General features: G+C 33.3%; 13 protein-coding genes, 1 tRNA gene and 1 pseudogene. 14 read left to right on the top strand and 1 reads right to left on the bottom strand.

All coding sequences use genetic code 11. The annotated features are described in order from the left end of the window. The first annotated feature begins 1 nt into the window (after nucleotide 1). From APS56_RS09670 to APS56_RS09625, 12 genes and pseudogenes are all read left to right on the top strand, one after another. Nucleotides 2–1579: a glycoside hydrolase family protein gene (locus APS56_RS09670; protein ID WP_054727582.1), complete on the top strand. Its 1578-nt coding sequence runs from the start codon at nucleotides 2–4 to the stop codon at nucleotides 1577–1579. Nucleotides 1580–1738: 159 nt separating this feature from the next. Continuing rightward, on the top strand, nucleotides 1739–3265 hold the full coding sequence (locus APS56_RS09665) for a sulfatase family protein (protein ID WP_082379311.1): 1527 nt from the start codon (nucleotides 1739–1741) through the stop codon (nucleotides 3263–3265). Nucleotides 3266–3354: 89 nt separating this feature from the next. Then, the gene (locus APS56_RS17090; RefSeq protein ID WP_211259745.1) at nucleotides 3355–3537 is read left to right on the top strand and encodes an alpha-L-fucosidase; all 183 of its coding nucleotides are present in this window, start codon (nucleotides 3355–3357) and stop codon (nucleotides 3535–3537) included. After that, nucleotides 3537–3779 carry an alpha-L-fucosidase gene (locus APS56_RS17300; protein WP_211259744.1) on the top strand — a complete coding sequence of 81 codons (243 nt, stop codon included), beginning with the start codon at nucleotides 3537–3539 and terminating at the stop codon, nucleotides 3777–3779. The genes APS56_RS17090 and APS56_RS17300 overlap by 1 nt, the downstream gene beginning before the upstream one ends. A gap of 51 nt (nucleotides 3780–3830) precedes the next feature. After that, nucleotides 3831–4703: pseudogene (locus APS56_RS17175) on the top strand (alpha-L-fucosidase). Next, complete coding sequence (locus tag APS56_RS17070; RefSeq protein ID WP_211259715.1) at nucleotides 4688–4852, top strand: hypothetical protein; 165 nt, start codon at nucleotides 4688–4690, stop codon at nucleotides 4850–4852. Before APS56_RS17175 ends, APS56_RS17070 begins: the two are co-directional and overlap by 16 nt. 564 nt (nucleotides 4853–5416) lie before the next feature. Beyond that, nucleotides 5417–5974: an RNA polymerase sigma factor gene (locus tag APS56_RS09650; protein WP_054727574.1), complete on the top strand. Its 558-nt coding sequence runs from the start codon at nucleotides 5417–5419 to the stop codon at nucleotides 5972–5974. A gap of 143 nt (nucleotides 5975–6117) precedes the next feature. Continuing rightward, nucleotides 6118–7089, top strand: coding sequence for a FecR family protein (locus APS56_RS09645; protein ID WP_169786435.1), 972 nt, complete (start codon nucleotides 6118–6120; stop codon nucleotides 7087–7089). 143 nt (nucleotides 7090–7232) lie between these two features. Next, nucleotides 7233–10466, top strand: a complete 3234-nt coding sequence (locus tag APS56_RS09640; protein WP_082379310.1) for a SusC/RagA family TonB-linked outer membrane protein — start codon at nucleotides 7233–7235, stop codon at nucleotides 10464–10466. A gap of 12 nt (nucleotides 10467–10478) precedes the next feature. Next, the gene (locus APS56_RS09635; RefSeq protein ID WP_054727568.1) at nucleotides 10479–12140 is read left to right on the top strand and encodes a RagB/SusD family nutrient uptake outer membrane protein; all 1662 of its coding nucleotides are present in this window, start codon (nucleotides 10479–10481) and stop codon (nucleotides 12138–12140) included. Nucleotides 12141–12194: 54 nt separating this feature from the next. Then, the gene (locus tag APS56_RS09630) at nucleotides 12195–13559 is read left to right on the top strand and encodes a purple acid phosphatase family protein (RefSeq protein WP_054727566.1); all 1365 of its coding nucleotides are present in this window, start codon (nucleotides 12195–12197) and stop codon (nucleotides 13557–13559) included. Next, a complete protein-coding gene (locus tag APS56_RS09625) occupies nucleotides 13556–14506 on the top strand; it encodes a metallophosphoesterase family protein (RefSeq protein WP_054727565.1) in 951 nt (316 codons plus the stop codon). The genes APS56_RS09630 and APS56_RS09625 overlap by 4 nt, the downstream gene beginning before the upstream one ends. A 51-nt stretch (nucleotides 14507–14557) precedes the next feature. Here APS56_RS09625 and APS56_RS09620 read toward each other — a convergent pair. Further along, nucleotides 14558–14638: transfer RNA gene (locus APS56_RS09620), tRNA-Leu, on the bottom strand. Nucleotides 14639–14783: 145 nt separating this feature from the next. Between APS56_RS09620 and APS56_RS09615 the strand changes: the two genes are divergently transcribed. After that, on the top strand, nucleotides 14784–15725 hold the full coding sequence (locus tag APS56_RS09615) for a ribose-phosphate pyrophosphokinase (protein WP_054727563.1): 942 nt from the start codon (nucleotides 14784–14786) through the stop codon (nucleotides 15723–15725). A 102-nt stretch (nucleotides 15726–15827) separates the two neighbouring features. Further along, nucleotides 15828–16445 (top strand): 50S ribosomal protein L25/general stress protein Ctc, encoded by a 618-nt coding sequence (locus APS56_RS09610; RefSeq protein ID WP_054727561.1) that lies wholly within the window; start codon nucleotides 15828–15830, stop codon nucleotides 16443–16445. Nucleotides 16446–16512 lie beyond the last annotated feature (67 nt).

Genomic DNA, 16512 nt, shown 5'->3' with positions numbered 1-16512 from the left:
CATGAAAATAAGATTAACACATTTATTAGGAATAGGACTTTTTGCAATTATAATTTCCTGTAAAGAAAAACAACAGGAATCAGCTTCTACAGAGTGGATAATAGATTCACAACAAGACTGGCAAACAAATATTTTAGAACAAACAAGCCTTGTTATTAAAGATGGAAAATTAGAGCCGACTTCAAAGAATGCGAATTTTAAAACCATTTTCAAAAAGTTCGACAAAAAGAAATCAATAAAAAGCATTAAGTTCTCACAATCTTCAGAATGGCTCAATTGGGAACCAGTAGAGAATATTGGACCGTCAAATCTAGCAGATGCTCCAGTAGCCTTACAATTGGGGGAAGGAAACTATTGGATGTTTGGGCGTTATAAAAAAATTAAAGAGCAGAAAAACTTTCAAGTTAAAGATACTGTTTTAGAAGGCTTTGATGTTACCTTAAAAACAACACCTTTTAAAAATCAGTTTGATGCTCCTGGAGGATTAAAACCAAGTTTAGAGGGGTATCATGCTTGGCAAAGTAAAGATATGGTTCGTTGGGTTCATCATGGTTCCGTAACAGAAAAGAAATCTGCTTGGGTAACAACAGCAGAATATGTAGATGGAAAGTTATACTTGTACTACGATTTTCCAAATGACCAAGATCCGCACCTTTACATTGATGACAATTTAACCGACGGTATTCCAGGTGAAAATATGGGAATGGTATTTAACGACCCAGCTCACGGGTCAGACTGTGCCGTAATTCGAGATTTAGATGGAAACTTTCACTTAATTGTAGAAGATTGGTCACCTATTGATGCTTCTACACATGCTTGGGATTCTCCACTATCTATTCATGCCATGAGTGCTGATGGAAAAGGAAATTTTAAAACGTTAACTCCTCCAGTAGATGAGCGTACTAAACCCACTGGTAAATTTGCAGAATATGTGCATCCACATTGGTATGCCGAAGCACCTGATAGATTTCCAGGAAAAATTGCTGAGGTAGATGTGCCACAGCACAGAGTAAAAGCAGGACAAACAAGAGCTTATGGAGAATATGAAATACACGAACCAGAACAAAATGCCTATGGTGATTGGGCGTCTATTTCTATCGGTGGTCAGTACTATTTATTTGCTGATTTTGATCCCGCAGGCGGTCATGGAAGAGAAAGTATGAGTGTGGCTTGGTTTACTTCAAACGATATTAATAAACCATTTACATTTTGTGGAAATATAGGTCAAGGTCATCCAGATCCAGATATTTTATTTGCAGAAGGGAAGTTTCATTTAATAACCCAAATGGAAACTGATTATATTAGCGATGGACCATGGGTAGAAACCGTTGAGGTACGTGTAGGGATTGATACCACAAATGATGGTAATATTAATCAATGGAGTGAATGGCAGGTTGTAAAAGAACAATATAATTATATAAAAGGTTTTGCTAAACAGATTGAAAGAATTCCTGCTACAGTAAACCTTTTAGAACTTCCAGAAGGTTATGCTTTTCAATTTGAAGTTAAAATATCCGATTCTACTGAAAACCAATCAAAACCAATTCTGGACAAATTAATTGTTGCTTTTGAAAAGTAAAATCACTTCAATTAAAAAAAAGTGAATGTTTTTGAGAATATTAAATTTCTATTTACAATCTAAAACTCAGGCAATTTAAAGAGATTTATAGTTGCATAAAAATCATAACTATTTTAACCTTTTACTTTTATTAAACAAAATAAAACGAAACAAATAACAATGAACTTAAAATACTTACTAATAGTTTTTAGCACTTTTATGTGTAGTTTGTATGCACAAACAATAGAAGAAAATAAAAAGCCAAACATCCTTTTTATTTTTGCAGATGATCAAACATTTAATACCATTGGAGCTTTAGAAAACGGCTCAGTTAAAACTCCAAATTTAGATAGACTTGTAGAGAGTGGTGTCTCTTTTTCACACACCTTTAATCAAGGTTCCTATACGCCAGCCGTATGTGTAGCGAGTAGAACCATGTTGGTTACAGGTGGTAATCTTTGGAAAGCAGCGTCCTATTCAAAACAAGGAAATAATTTTAAAGATAAGAATGATCCAAAATCAAATTTAAAGTATAAGGAGATTTCCTTTAAAAAAGCAGATACATATTGGCCTCAATATTTAAAGCAAGTTGGTTACGATACCTACATGTCTGGTAAATGGCATGTTGGTGAAGTTAAACCTGAAGCTATTTTCGATTATTCAGCTCACATTCGTCCAGGTATGCCCAATCAAACAAATGAACGTTATAAAAGGAATTTTGATAAGGATAAATCCGATACTTGGTCGCCTTATGACACCATAAATGGAGGATATTGGCAAGGAGGTAAACATTGGAGTGAGATTTTGGCAGATGATGGAATTTCTTTTTTAGAAAAAGCAAAAGAAAAAGAAGTGCCCTTTTTTATGTATTTGGCTTTCAATGCACCTCATGATCCAAGACAATCACCTAAGAAATTTGTTGATATGTATCCTGTTGATGATATTGATGTGCCTAAAAATTTTATTCCAGAATACCCATATAATGAAGCCGCTGGAGCAGGTCGCAAACTTCGTGATGAAAAATTAGCACCTTTTCCAAGAACAGAGTATTCTGTAAAAGTGAATAGGCAAGAGTATTATGCTATTATTACTCATATGGATGAACAAATAGGTAGGATATTAGAAGCCCTTGAAGCTTCAGGTAAAGCAGATAATACGTATGTGTTTTTTACAGCAGATCATGGATTAGCAGTTGGCGATCACGGTTTTATTGGTAAACAAAACATGTATGATAGTAGTATGCGTGTACCTATGATTATGTCGGGGCCAAATGTGCCAAAAGGGAAAACTGTTGATTCCTTTGTTTATTTACAAGATGTAATGGCAACCACCTTAGATATTGCAGGTATAGAGAAACCAGAGCAAATTGATTTCCACTCTTTACTTCCTTTAGCAATGGGGGAAACTAATAAAAGTGCTTATCCTGTTGTATATGGAGCTTATTTTGGTACGCAACGTATGTATAGAACCGAGAATTATAAAATGATTATTTATCCAACAATCAATAAGGTGCGTTTGTATAATATGAAAAAAGATCCGCTCGAAATAGTTGATTTAGCAGAAAATAAAGAAGAGCATAGGGAGTTATTGAATCGTCTTTTTCAAGAATATAAAATGTTGCAGAATCAAATGGGAGATCCAATAGATATTACAGCATCATTTAGTAGTTTCATGACAGGTGAGAAGGGTACAACACTAACTAATTAACACATAAATTAAGTATGAAAAAGTATTTGTTATTCACGTAATTTTTATTATTAGTATTTTCTTGTAATTCTTCAAAGAATTCAAATACGATTTCTGATGAAATTTCTACAGAAACATTTCGTTATGATGGCAGTTGGGAATCTTTACAAAAAATGCCTGTCCCAGCATGGTTTGATGATGGTAAAATAGGCATCTTTTTTCACTGGGGACCTTATAGTGTTATTGGTTATAGGAAGGGTGGTCGTGGTATTCAGAACATGTACCAAAACTAATTTATGAGGCCCTAAAACATTATTATCCATATCTGAAGGAACGATGGGGAGCTACACCACCAGAATTTGGGTATAAAGATATAATTCCTGAGTTTAAAGCTGAGAAATGGAACCCTGAAGAATGGGCAGAATTATTTGCAGAAGTAGGCGCAAAATATGTGGTTTTTTTCTGCAGAACACCATTGGTTGGACAAACTTGGACTCTGATATCACGCCTTGGAATTCTGTTAATAGGGGCCTAAACGAGATTTAGTGGGCGACCTCGGACAAGCAGTACGTGCAAAAGGTTTAAAATATGCTCCATCTTATCACAGAGAAAGGTATACAAGCTTTTTTACCACAAAAAAAACGTTGTAGATGCAATAGCACGTCCAGATATTCTTAAAGAAATTGAGCAATCTCTAGAAGCGGCAAGACTTTATGGTCCATTTGGTTTTAGTAATGCTGCTGTTGATGAATATGTTGCCCAGTGGAAAGAAATTCAAAATATATATAAACCCGATATGCTGTGGGTTGATAATTTTCCTATTTATACCCGAGATGGCAATGATGTCCGTAATGGAAAGGCAAAGTCAGTTATTAAATATTTCGATGATCAAGTTCGCGGTATGATTACTGATTTTATGAACAAGGGTTTGGATAATGAACAAGACGTTTATGTTAATAATAAAGGTGCCACTCGTAATTGGCCCGACGGAGTTGGTTGTTTGGAAAAAGACAATTTGAAACTAAAAGTCATAGGGCCTAAATGGCAAAGCTGCACCACATTTGGTACTTCGTTTGGCTATTTGGAGGGTGATAAATACAAATCCATAAAGGATGTTATTGACTAAATGGTAGAAGTGGTATCTCGTAATGGTAATTCCCTTATAAATATTGGACCTCGCGGTGATGCGACAATCCCTGAAGAACAAGTAGAACGTTTGAAAGCTATGGGGAACTGGTTAAGCATCAATGGAGAAGCTATTTATGGCACAAGGTATTGGAAAGAGAATCATCAAGAACAAGGCAATCGTGCATTTACAACCAAGGAGAAGACATTGTTTGCTATTGCTTTGGATGATCCAAAGACTCCTTTTATTATTGAAGCAACAAAAGGATGGAATAAAAATAATGTAAAATCTGTAACACTTCTTGGTTCGCGGGAAAAATGGAGTGGAATATAACTTCAAAAGGTTTGGAAATTATACCACCGTCAAATTTAGGTAAAAGCATTTATGCTTGGACTTTTAAAATAATTACAGATAGTAATCAGCATACCCCAAATGCTCTTCAAACCGATGCAAATAAAGCATTAAAAGGTACTAAAAAGTAGATTTGGATGGGCATTAATAATTATTACGAATATCGTAATACAATGAAAACTCATATTGTTGAGTATACCAAACTAAAATATTATTTTAAGTCGAGAAGTCTGACGTCAATTTTGCTATAGTTTTAGCTTACAAATTAGGTTTAAAATATATTAACAGTGCATAATGTCATGATAATTATTTGTATAAGCGATATCATATATTTTGATTTTAACAGTATTAATTCATCATTTTCTGAATAATGCTATAAATTTTCATTAAGTTGAAGTTGTTTACATTTTAAAATAAGACTTTAAATGCTTAGGGATATGAATTAGATAAAAGTCTTCAGCAATCTTATATAAATCATAAACTGGGTTAAAGGTTAGGCATACATAATTGAAATTATAAAACTAATAAAGATGATAAATTTATTATATGTTGTCACGATATTACTAAAGCTACCTTTCAATTGTTTTATTCAATGTAATAATCTTGATTGAGCCAAAGTTTATATAATTTTACATTAAAATAATATTGAGGCACTTCATTATAACTATTTTAGCGATTCTAATGAAAAGCAAAATATGTATTCTAACATAGAACTTGCAAAGCACATTGCCAATTCTGATGAAGTAGCTTTTAGTAGATTATACAATAGACTATGGGAAAAGTTGTATGTTTTTGCTCAATCTATTATTATGGATGAGAATGATGCAAAAGATATTATACAAGAAGTTTGGTTAGACTACTGGAAAAGACGCAATGAGATATGTACAGATTTCATTGAAGCCTATCTTTATCAAGCCGTACGCTATAAAACCTATAATGTATTAAGAGATGCAAAGTTTAATAAAGTGCAATTAGAAGTTAGCAATGAGGTTTTAACTGATTCTATTGTTGAGCTAAATCATGATTTAGAAGAAACTAATTTGCGTTTAAATAGTTATATCACCAAATTACCTACAAGATGTCGAGAAATTTTTACTTTAAGCAGGTATGAAGGTTTTAATAATGAAGAAATTGCACATAAAGTAGGTGTGTCTAAACGGACAGTAGAAAATCAAATATCAATTGCACTTAATTTAATAAGGAAAAATATGGAGAAGATCATTTATTTACTCTTTATTCTTATTAATTTCTAAATAAAAAGTTACTCCATCCTTTTTAAGTATTGATTTGTTAATTATAGGTTAACAAACTTCTCATATGTAATCAAATCGTTAAGTCTTTAGTTTTAATCGTGAAAGGTGTCATGATTTTGGTACTTAGTAATAGAAACCATAAAATGACAGAGAAAGACTTTAAAATACTAATAAGCAAAAAGCAACGAGGGCTTCTTAATAAAAAAGAAGAAGCTATTCTTTTCTCATTTGAGAAAAAGATGTTAGCGAAAAATCGTAAAGATATATTTTTAAATGAAAAGCATAAATTAAAAATACAACAGGATATATATTCTAAAATTATTCACACCAAACAAAAGACAATTAGCAGTGGTTGGATAAAGGTTGCAGGTTTTTTAATTGTAGCTTTAACTATTGGTAGTGTAGGTTGGTATACTTCTTTACAAAGCGATAAAGTGAATAGTAAACAGACTGTCGCTAAAATATTGAGCAAAGAGGTTTCATATGGAAAAAAGCTAACGTTCATACTGCCTGATGGATCAAGAGTAAAATTGAATAGTGGTAGTAAAATTAAATATCCAGAAGTCTTTAATGATTCAATTCGTGAAGTAACATTATCTGGTGAGGCTTTTTTTGAAATTAAGGAAGATAGTTTATTTCCGTTTATTGTAAAAACAGCGTCATTATCCACACGTGTTTTAGGTACAACTTTTAACATTAAGGATTATGAAGATGAAAATGAGGTAGCGGTTACATTAGCTACTGGTAAAATTAGTGTAGGAGTAAAAGGAGAGGAGAATATAATATTATCACCATCGTATCAATTAAATTTTAATAAATCGACCCAAAGTCTTAAGAAACAGAAAATAAATCTTGATGATTTTTTAGGCTGGAAAGATGGAATATTAAGATTTGATAATGAGAAATTATCAACAGCAGTTATTAAGTTAGAAAAATGGTTTAATGTTAAAATTAAACTTCAAAATAAACAATATGAAAATTGTTCATTTACTGGTGTGTTTAAAGATGCTTCTTTGGAAAGAATTTTAGAAAATATCACGTTTGTAAAAACAAATTTAAAGTATAAGATTATCTCAAGTGAGGAAGTTGAGATTTCAGGATTTTGTAATAATTAAAAATAATACATACATATGAAATAAATAGAGATTTAGAGATTAACATGTTAAAAAAGAAAGCAGCCTGTTAAGATACTTTGGCCAGTAAAACAGACTGCTACAGCCTAACAATTACTAATTAAAGAAATTATTAAACACTTTTTATGAAAATAATTAAACATCCTTTTGTCAAAATGGCAACAAAACTGTCTGTTTACTTGGCTATTGCACTTTTTGCTAATCCAATATTTGCAAATAATACATTTGGACAAAGCCTAAAAAAAACAAAGATATCAATTTTAAAAATAGATGCAACACCTATAGAGATTTTAAAAGAGATCGAGTCTAAAACCGATTATCATTTTGTTTATGATCAATCTATAAAAGATAATGACTCATCAATTAGTATTAATTCAAATAAAATATCTATTTTAAATATTTTAGAACAATTGTCTCGAGAGGCTGGTTTGAAATTTAAGCAAATCAATACAAGTATTTCTGTACAAAAACTACCCCGACCCGAGAAAGAAATCCCTGTATTTAATGAAGTAACAGGAACCATTCTTGATGAAAGTGGAATACCCCTTTTGGGAGCAAATGTTACAGAAAAGGGTACGTCTAATGGGGTTGTTACCGATCTAAATGGAAGTTACAGCATTACCTTAAAAAATGCTCATGCTGTACTTCAATTTTCATATGTTGGATACGTCACTCAAGAAGTTGAAATAGGAAACCAATCTATAGTAAATATTAAATTATTACCAGATAATGATAAGTTAGATGAAGTTTTAGTTATTGGTTATGGTACACAGAAAAAAAGCGATATTACAGGGGCTGTAAGTTCAGTGTCTAAGGAACGATTAGATTTAGTTCCCAATAGAAATATTGCTCAAGTATTACAGGGAGCCATACCAGGAGTTACTGTACGTCAAACAACAGCAGGAAGTGTAGGAGAACAGTCCATTATTGTTAGAGGACGGAATTCTATTTTAGCCAACAATGCACCATTAATAGTTTTAGATGGCGTTCCGTATTATGGCGATTTAAATGATATAAGTATAAACGATATTGCTTCCTTAGAGGTTTTAAAAGACGCATCGGCATCCGCTATTTATGGTTCTAGAGGCGCTAATGGTGTTATTTTGGTAACAACAAAAGCTGGAGGAACAGGTAAAACTAAAATAAATTACCAAGGAAAATATGGCGTGCAAGAACCGATCAATTTGCCCGTATTTTTAACAGGAAAGGAGTTTTACGATTTTAAATCGGTGCGTAATGCCGATTTGCTTACCAATACAGAAATTCAAAATTATGAAGCTGGATTAGAAACCGATTGGATAGATCTTTCTTTGCGAACAGGGTATACACAAAATCACAACTTGTCTGTTACTGGAGGTAATGAAAAAACTAAATTTTATATTGGAGGTAATTTTTTAGATGTTCAAGGATTATCGGTTACCGATCAATACAAAAGAATATCGGGTAGAGTTAATATCGATACAAAAATCACAGATTGGTTAGAGTTTGGTACCAGAAGTCAGTTTACTTATGACGATAGAGACGGATACGATATAAATTACGAAGCTGTTTTTGAAATTAATCCCCTTTTAGCGAATCCTTATAACGAAAACGGCGAGCTCAATTTATTTCCATGGCCAGAATTTCCAGATGAAAACCCTTTGGAAGCAGAAAATTATATGGATAAAGATTATTCAAATCAATTGGTATCAAACAATTATTTAAACATTGCTTTTCCTTTCGTTAACGGATTAAATTATCGATTAAATACGGGTATACGAAGACGCTGGTCCGAGCATAATATTTATGCAGGAAGTAATACACAATTAGGCATAGCAAATTCCGGTTATGCATCTCTTTCAAGTGTTGAATATAATAATAATGTGGTTGAAAATATATTAACTTATAATAAAGAGTTTGGGCAACATAATATCGGGGTTACCGGGGTGTATAGTTATGAAGAAAATGAACAGTATTTTGAGGAACTCACGGCGGTAAATTTTCCAAATGATGAGTTTTCGTATTTTGGAATTGCTCAAGCATCATCTTTAGAAGCCGAAAATGATTACCAGCGTACATCACTTATTTCGCAAATGCTCCGATTTAATTATTCGTTTAACAATACTTATTTATTAACGTTAACAGGACGGCGTGATGGCTTTTCGGGTTTTGGACCAGATAATAAATGGGGCTTTTTTCCGTCTGTTGCTTTGGGTTGGAATATTTCTAAAGAGGCTTTTCTAGACCAATCAGATGTTATTAATCAATTAAAACTGCGATTATCATTGGGAGTAAATGGTAATCAGGCGGTAGATCCATATTCTTCAATAACCAGATTGCGAGATCGGAATACTTTATCTGAAGATCTTTCATTAGTAGGATATGTTCCAAGTGTTATTGGTAATCCAGATTTGGGTTGGGAATCGAGTACAACACTTAATTTTGGAGTAGATTTTGGCCTCTTTAATAATCGACTTTTTGGCGATTTAAATGTATATAAAACGAATACTTCAGATTTATTATTAAACAGAACCATCTCATCGGTTCACGGAATAAACGAAGTCACTCAAAATATAGGGGAAACAGAAACTCAAGGCTTCGAACTATCACTATCGGCTGTTCCTTATACCACTCAAGATTTTAATTGGAAGGTGTCAGGAAACTATGCAACGAACAAAAGTAAAATAGTATCCTTATATGGTGATTTGCAAAATGGAGAAGAGGTCAATGATCTTGCAAATGCTTGGTTTGTAGGGCAGCCCATTCGTGTGAATTTTGGACAAAAAATGATTGGTGTTTGGCAATTGGGGGAAGAAGAAGCCGCTGCAATTTACGATAGAATTCCAGGTGATGCTAAAATAGAAGATTTGGATAATAATGGTGTTTTGGATGATGATGATCGTCAAATTATAGGGCAACAAGATCCTAAATTTACTTGGGGTTTAAGCAATTCTTTACAGTATAAAAACCTTGGTTTAGAAGTGTTTTTTATTGGATCTCACGGCGCAACACGTTTAAACAATTTATTACGAGATAATACGGCCGCAGAAATTAGACGAAATGTATTGAAAAAAAATTGGTGGTCACCAGATAACCCAACCAATGAATATTATAGAAATGACGATGAAGTAAAAGGGGCTTCAATATATGAAGATGCAAGCTTTGTGAGATTAAAAGATGTAACACTTTCTTATAATTTTCCAGAAAAAATACTTTCAAAAATTAAATTAGATAAACTGCAACTTTTTGCATCGGGTAGAAACTTACTTACCATAACAGGTTGGACAGCTGGAGATCCTGAATTATTAAACCCAAGTGATCAAGCCGGGATTTTGCCCTTACAAAGAGAAATTACACTAGGATTAACAGTCGGATTTTAAAAAATGAATACAATGAAAAAAATAATATTTAGTCTTTTTATTACTGTTATTTTAATTAACAGTTGTAGTAATGATTTATTGAACGAAAATCCACCCAACGCCATTTATGCAGAAAAATTATATGCAGATTTATCAGGGCTAGAGGCTGGAGTAAACGGACTTTATTCCCTTCTTCGCTACGAGCGGGAAGGATTAAACTCAGGGTCATCCTTAATAACCGATGTTACTATGGCTGGTACCGATATGTTTGCGGCAAACCATAGCGGTAATGGTGTATCTCGAGTTTCAGTTGATTGGACCGCTAGAAACAAACCAGATTATAGTGTATATGAAGATGTTTTTCTTTGGCTTTATGAGATTGTAAACTCTTCTAATGAGATTATTAAAAACGTTGAAGAGAGAGATGATATTGATTGGAGTGGAAATGAATTGAGCGATGCAGAAAATAAAAACTTAATTTTAGCTGAGGCAAAAGTGGCCCGTGCTTTTGCATATAGGCACCTTACTTACCTTTGGGGAGATGTGCCTTTAAATTTAAATCCATCAAGCAACGGAATTATTAGAACCGATTGGGAACGAACTCCAGTAAACGAGGTAAGGCAACAAGTTATTAAAGACTTCCGTTTTGCAGAACCTATTATACCAGTAGAAGGGTCATTAATTGGTAGAATAACCAAAGGAGCTGTACAACATTATTTGGCAGAAATGTATTTAACCTTGAATAAACCAGATAGCACCGTTTATTGGGCTAATAAAGTAGTGAATAATTCTGCCTATGCACTTATTACCGAGCGTTATGGGGTACAAGCAGAACAAGATGGTGTTGCTTTTATGGATATGTTTAAAGCTGGAAACACCAATCGTGACGAAGGTAACACTGAAGCATTATGGGTTTTTCAATTTAAAAAAAATGTTTTGGGAGGTGGAGAATATCCAATTATGGCCATGCACCATACTTCCAGGTATAGAAGTGGGAATTTAGATTTACAGGTTACTGCAGATAGAGGCGGTTATGGAAACGGACGTTCATCATTAACAAAATGGGCATTGAATAATTTTGATGACCCGAATGATGATAGAGGTTCTGAATACGCTATCAGAAAGTCTTTTACGTATCGAGATGCAACAGGAAATGCACCTTACCCAGCGGATATTCTACCACCAGGAAAAAATTATGGCGATGTAATTTTGTTGGACTGGAGCGAAGATATAAGTGATGACAATAATGGTATAGAAGAATGGCCATTTAGTAGAAAATATGATTGGGCAGATCCAGTAGACCCCATAGGAAATAGAGAATCATTTTATGATCAAATTTATTTGAGGGCAGCAGATACTTACCTTTTAAAGGCAGAAGCTGAATTTAAGTTAGGAAATCCACAAGCGGCAGCCAATACAATAAATATTCTTAGAGCAAGAAGTCATGCTTTTGATGTTGAGGCAAGTGATATTAATATAGATTTTATATTAGATGAAAGAGCAAGGGAATTAATGGCTGAAGAGCCAAGAAGGTATACACTTTTACGAACAGGAAAATGGGCTGAACGCACTATAAAATATAACAATCGTGGTTCTAGTACTATAGATCCAGAACGTGATATCCTACTTCCTATTCCACAATCAGTTATTGATTCTAATTTAGAAAAGGAAATGCCACAAAACCCAAAATTCTAAAATTAACAGCCCTTTTATAGTTAAATATAAAAGGGCTTTAAATATCACATTAAAATGAAAAAAAGTATCTTTTTACTCATTTCTCTCCTAGCAACCGTTTTTAGTTGTAAAGAGCTGCAAACGGAGGTTTATAATAACAGTCTTTTGGAACAATTCCCTCATCATATTAAACTTACATGGAAAACTTCTCCAGAGAATAGTCAGGCGATTTCTTGGAGGACAAGGAGTTATGTTTCAGAAAGTTATATTGAATTCACTGAGGCTACGGCGTCACCATTTTTTGAAAAAAGTATTCAGAATATGAAAGCCAAAACAGATTCATTAACTTCTGAGGATGGACTGTGGTATTATCATACAATTAATCTAGAAAATTTAAAACCTAATACCATGTATTCTTATAGGGTAGGAAATATGGATTTATGGTCTGAATGGTCTGAATTTAAAACAGCTACAGGTCAAAATGAGCCTTTTAAGTTTTTATATTTTGGAGATGTTCAACGTTATATTCATTCTTTAGGTAGTAGAACCTTAAGGCAGGCTGTATTGGCCAATCCGGACTCTAAGTTTATGTTGTTTGCAGGAGATTTAATCCATAGAGGGGGATTGAATAAAGAAAATTGGAATGAATTTTTTCCTGCTGGTGGATGGGCTTTTCAAAATATACCCACCATTGCCACACCAGGAAACCACGAACATAAATGGGTCGCTAAAGAAACCAAGGAAATTGCGCCGCTTTGGCATCTTAATTTTTCTTTTCCAGAAAATGGACCAATTGGACAAGAGGGACAAACATATTTTGTAGATTATAATAATATTAGAGTTATTTCCATAGATACTTCTGCAAAAATAACATCTGAACAGCGCGAAGAAACCTATGCTTGGCTAGAAAAAGTATTAAAAGAATTTGAAGGGGATTGGGTATTTGTAACGTTCCATCATGCCATGGCTGGATTGGCAAGAAATCGTCCACCTAATATTCGCTTTCCAGAAATAAAAGCACTGTTGGAAAAATATAATGTTCCTTTGGTATTTACTGGTCATGAACATTTATATGCTAGAGGAAGAATGGGGGCAGATTTCCCAGTTTATGCGGTGTCTGTTGCTGGGCCTTATCAGAATGCCATCCAGTTTAGCGATTGGATAGAGCGGGCAGGATCTTCAATACAATTGTATCAAGAAATACATGTCTCACAAAGTCAGTTAAAATATGTATCAAAAACAGTTTTAGGAGATGTTTATGATTCATTTACAATTACTAAAAATGACATTGGTAAGATGGAATTTATGGAAGCTGAAAACCTTCCTGTTGAATCGCTTATCCCAACCAAAGACTTCGAAACTCGCTATGATAAAGAAGAAGTTGAAACGTATGAAGCTGACAAGACTAAATACCTTAAAAGAATAAAAAATAAACTATGAAAAAAATATTGATAATTGCATTAACTATTATTTCGCTGCATATCAGTGCTCAAAATAAAGCATCAGCCAATTCAAGTAAAATAACTTCTCAGGATTTTTCTTTTGTTTTTATAACAGATGTCCACCTTCAGCCAGAACGCGGTGCACAAGAAGCTTTTCAAAAAGTAATTGATTCTGTAAATAAATTAAATGTTGATTTTGTGGTGACTGGAGGAGATTTGGTATATGATGTGCTTAGAGGCAATTTTAATCGGTCTGATTCATTATTTCAATATTATAGTAATAGCATTAAAAAAATTAATGTGCCCGTTTATAACACCATAGGAAATCATGAGCTGTTTGGAATCTATAAAGAAAGTGATGTTGATAAAAACCATCCAGATTATAAATATGGTATGTACGAACGTTATTTTGGAAAAAGATACTATTCTTTTGACCATAAGGGGTGGCATTTTATTTCATTATGCTCAATTGAAGAAAAAGATCAACGCTATATTGGATTAATTGATGAAGAACAAAAAGAATGGTTAAAAAAGGATTTAGCTCAATTAGATGCCAATACCCCAATAGTTATAACTACGCATATTCCTTTTATTTCAGCATATAATCAACGGTATCCAAAAAAGGAAAAAATTAAAGTGGTGCCAAATAATCTTTGGATATATAATAGGGATGAAATATTAAAAATGTTCAATAATTTAAATCTTAAATTGGTGCTGCAAGGGCACTTGCATTGGCTTGAAGATATTAATGTTCAAAATAAAACGCGTTTTATTACGGGAGGATCAACAGCAGGAAGGCCAAGTTGGAGAAGGAAAGATGATAGAGGAGATGATGTGCATTATGATGAAGAAGGCTTTATGGTTATAGATGTGAAAAATGAAGATATTACTTGGAAATACATAGATATCCAATGGGAAAGTCAATTAAATCTAGATGAGAAATAAGTAAAATTTTAATAAAAAATCCGTAAACAATTATGTTACGGATTTTATCTGTACTCAAGGTGGGAATCGAACCCACACTCCAAAGGAACTGGATTTTGAATCCAGCGCGTCTACCAATTCCGCCACTTGAGCTTTTGGAGATGCAAAAATATATATTTTTTTGATATTAAACACAAAAATACTCTGCAATATCCTTTTTAGGTTCAAATAAATGTATAAATTTGCACCTCGTTAAAAATCACGTAGTGTTTGCGCGCTCTAAAACAACAAGTTAACTATGCCAATTGTTATTACCGAAGCCAAAATTTTTGCATGTACGCAAAGTAAAGAGCTTGGCGAAAAAATAGCTAAGTCATTCGGCGTTGAATTAGGTAATGTTATAACCTCCACATATAGTGATGGGGAATTTCAGCCGTCATATGAAGAATCTATCAGGGGTACACGTATTTTTATTATAGGTTCTACTAATCCAGGGCCAGAAAATTTAATGGAAATGTTGTTGATGATAGATGCTGCAAAACGTGCTTCAGCAAGACATATAACAGCTGTTTTACCTTATTTTGGCTGGGCAAGACAAGATAGAAAGGATAAGCCTCGTGTGCCAATAGCAGCAAAATTAGTTGCAAAAATGTTGGAGGCTGCTGGAGCAACTCGAATTATTACTATGGATTTGCACGCTGACCAAATACAAGGTTTTTTTGAGAAACCTGTGGATCATTTATTTGCGTCAACAATTTTTCTACCCTATTTGCAAAGCTTAAATTTAGATAATTTAACGATTGCTTCGCCTGATATGGGGGGGTCTAAAAGAGCTTACGCTTATTCAAAGGCTTTAGGGTCTGATGTTGTAATATGTTACAAACAACGCGCTAAAGCTAATATCATTTCTCATATGGAACTTATTGGAGATGTAACTGGTAAAAATGTAGTTTTGGTAGATGATATGGTAGATACGGCAGGAACGTTAACAAAAGCAGCAGACTTGATGATGGAACGTGGTGCATTAAGTGTAAGAGCCATTTGTACACATCCTGTATTGTCTGGAAAAGCTTATGATAATTTAAATAATTCTAAATTAGAAGAACTTATTGTAACCGATTCTATACCAGTAAAAACGTTAAGTAATAAAATAAAGGTTTTGAGTTGTGCCAATTTATTTGCTGAAGTTATGGAAAAAGTTCACAACAATAAATCTATTAGTTCAAAATTTGTAATGTAGTTTAACTTGAACAAATCTGAAAGAAAGATTTAACTACCAAGATTATGCCATTTTGGTAACTGTATAAATAATAATATTAATAAATAACTATAAATTTTAAAAATGAAATCAATTACAATCAACGGATCTCAAAGAGAAAGCGTGGGCAAAAAAGCAACAAAAGCCTTACGTAATGCTGGTCAGGTTCCTTGCGTATTATACGGAGGAGATAAGCCAGTTCATTTCACAGCAGAAGAATTAGCATTCTCTAAACTTGTATACACACCAAATGCGCATACAGTTGTGATTGCTTTAAAAAGTGGTGAAAAATTTAATGCTATCTTACAAGATATTCAATTTCACCCTGTAACAGACAGGATTTTACACGTAGATTTTTATCAGTTGTTCGAAGATAAAGAAATAACCATGGATATTCCTGTAGTATTTGTAGGTAATTCTCGTGGTGTTAAAAATGGTGGTGTTTTACGTAAAAACAGACGTAGCTTAAAAGTAAAAGCGTTACCAGCTAACTTACCAGATTTTATAGAGGCAGATATAACACCTCTTAAAATTGGTAGCAAACTTTATATAACTACTTTGCAAAATGATGCATATAAATTTATGCACCCAGATAACACCGTGGTATGTTTAGTAAGACGTTCTAGAACATCAATTGACGTTGATGATGAAGATGAAGAAGTAGCAGCAGAAGGAGCAGAGGCACCAGCAGCTCAAGAATAAATCTATTCTTAACAAATAAAATATTAAAAGCATTCTGTAAAGTTCAGGATGCTTTTTTATTTTTACA

Origin of the sequence: Pseudalgibacter alginicilyticus (assembly GCF_001310225.1) — a bacterium.
GTDB lineage: Bacteria > Bacteroidota > Bacteroidia > Flavobacteriales > Flavobacteriaceae > Pseudalgibacter > Pseudalgibacter alginicilyticus.
The sequence above is the reverse complement of the archived record's forward strand: the minus strand, read 5'-3'. Positions and strand labels throughout refer to the sequence as shown.

Excerpts from the sequence above, each read along its gene's own strand:
- APS56_RS09670 (WP_054727582.1), top strand. The coding sequence starts at position 2 with ATGAAAATAAGATTAACACATTTATTAGGAATAGGACTTTTTGCAATT.
- APS56_RS09665 (WP_082379311.1), top strand. The coding sequence starts at position 1,739 with ATGAACTTAAAATACTTACTAATAGTTTTTAGCACTTTTATGTGTAGT.
- APS56_RS17070 (WP_211259715.1), top strand. The coding sequence starts at position 4,688 with ATGGAGTGGAATATAACTTCAAAAGGTTTGGAAATTATACCACCGTCA.
- APS56_RS09650 (WP_054727574.1), top strand. The coding sequence starts at position 5,417 with ATGTATTCTAACATAGAACTTGCAAAGCACATTGCCAATTCTGATGAA.
- APS56_RS09645 (WP_169786435.1), top strand. The coding sequence starts at position 6,118 with ATGACAGAGAAAGACTTTAAAATACTAATAAGCAAAAAGCAACGAGGG.
- APS56_RS09640 (WP_082379310.1), top strand. The coding sequence starts at position 7,233 with ATGAAAATAATTAAACATCCTTTTGTCAAAATGGCAACAAAACTGTCT.
- APS56_RS09635 (WP_054727568.1), top strand. The coding sequence starts at position 10,479 with ATGAAAAAAATAATATTTAGTCTTTTTATTACTGTTATTTTAATTAAC.
- APS56_RS09630 (WP_054727566.1), top strand. The coding sequence starts at position 12,195 with ATGAAAAAAAGTATCTTTTTACTCATTTCTCTCCTAGCAACCGTTTTT.
- APS56_RS09625 (WP_054727565.1), top strand. The coding sequence starts at position 13,556 with ATGAAAAAAATATTGATAATTGCATTAACTATTATTTCGCTGCATATC.
- APS56_RS09615 (WP_054727563.1), top strand. The coding sequence starts at position 14,784 with ATGCCAATTGTTATTACCGAAGCCAAAATTTTTGCATGTACGCAAAGT.
- APS56_RS09610 (WP_054727561.1), top strand. The coding sequence starts at position 15,828 with ATGAAATCAATTACAATCAACGGATCTCAAAGAGAAAGCGTGGGCAAA.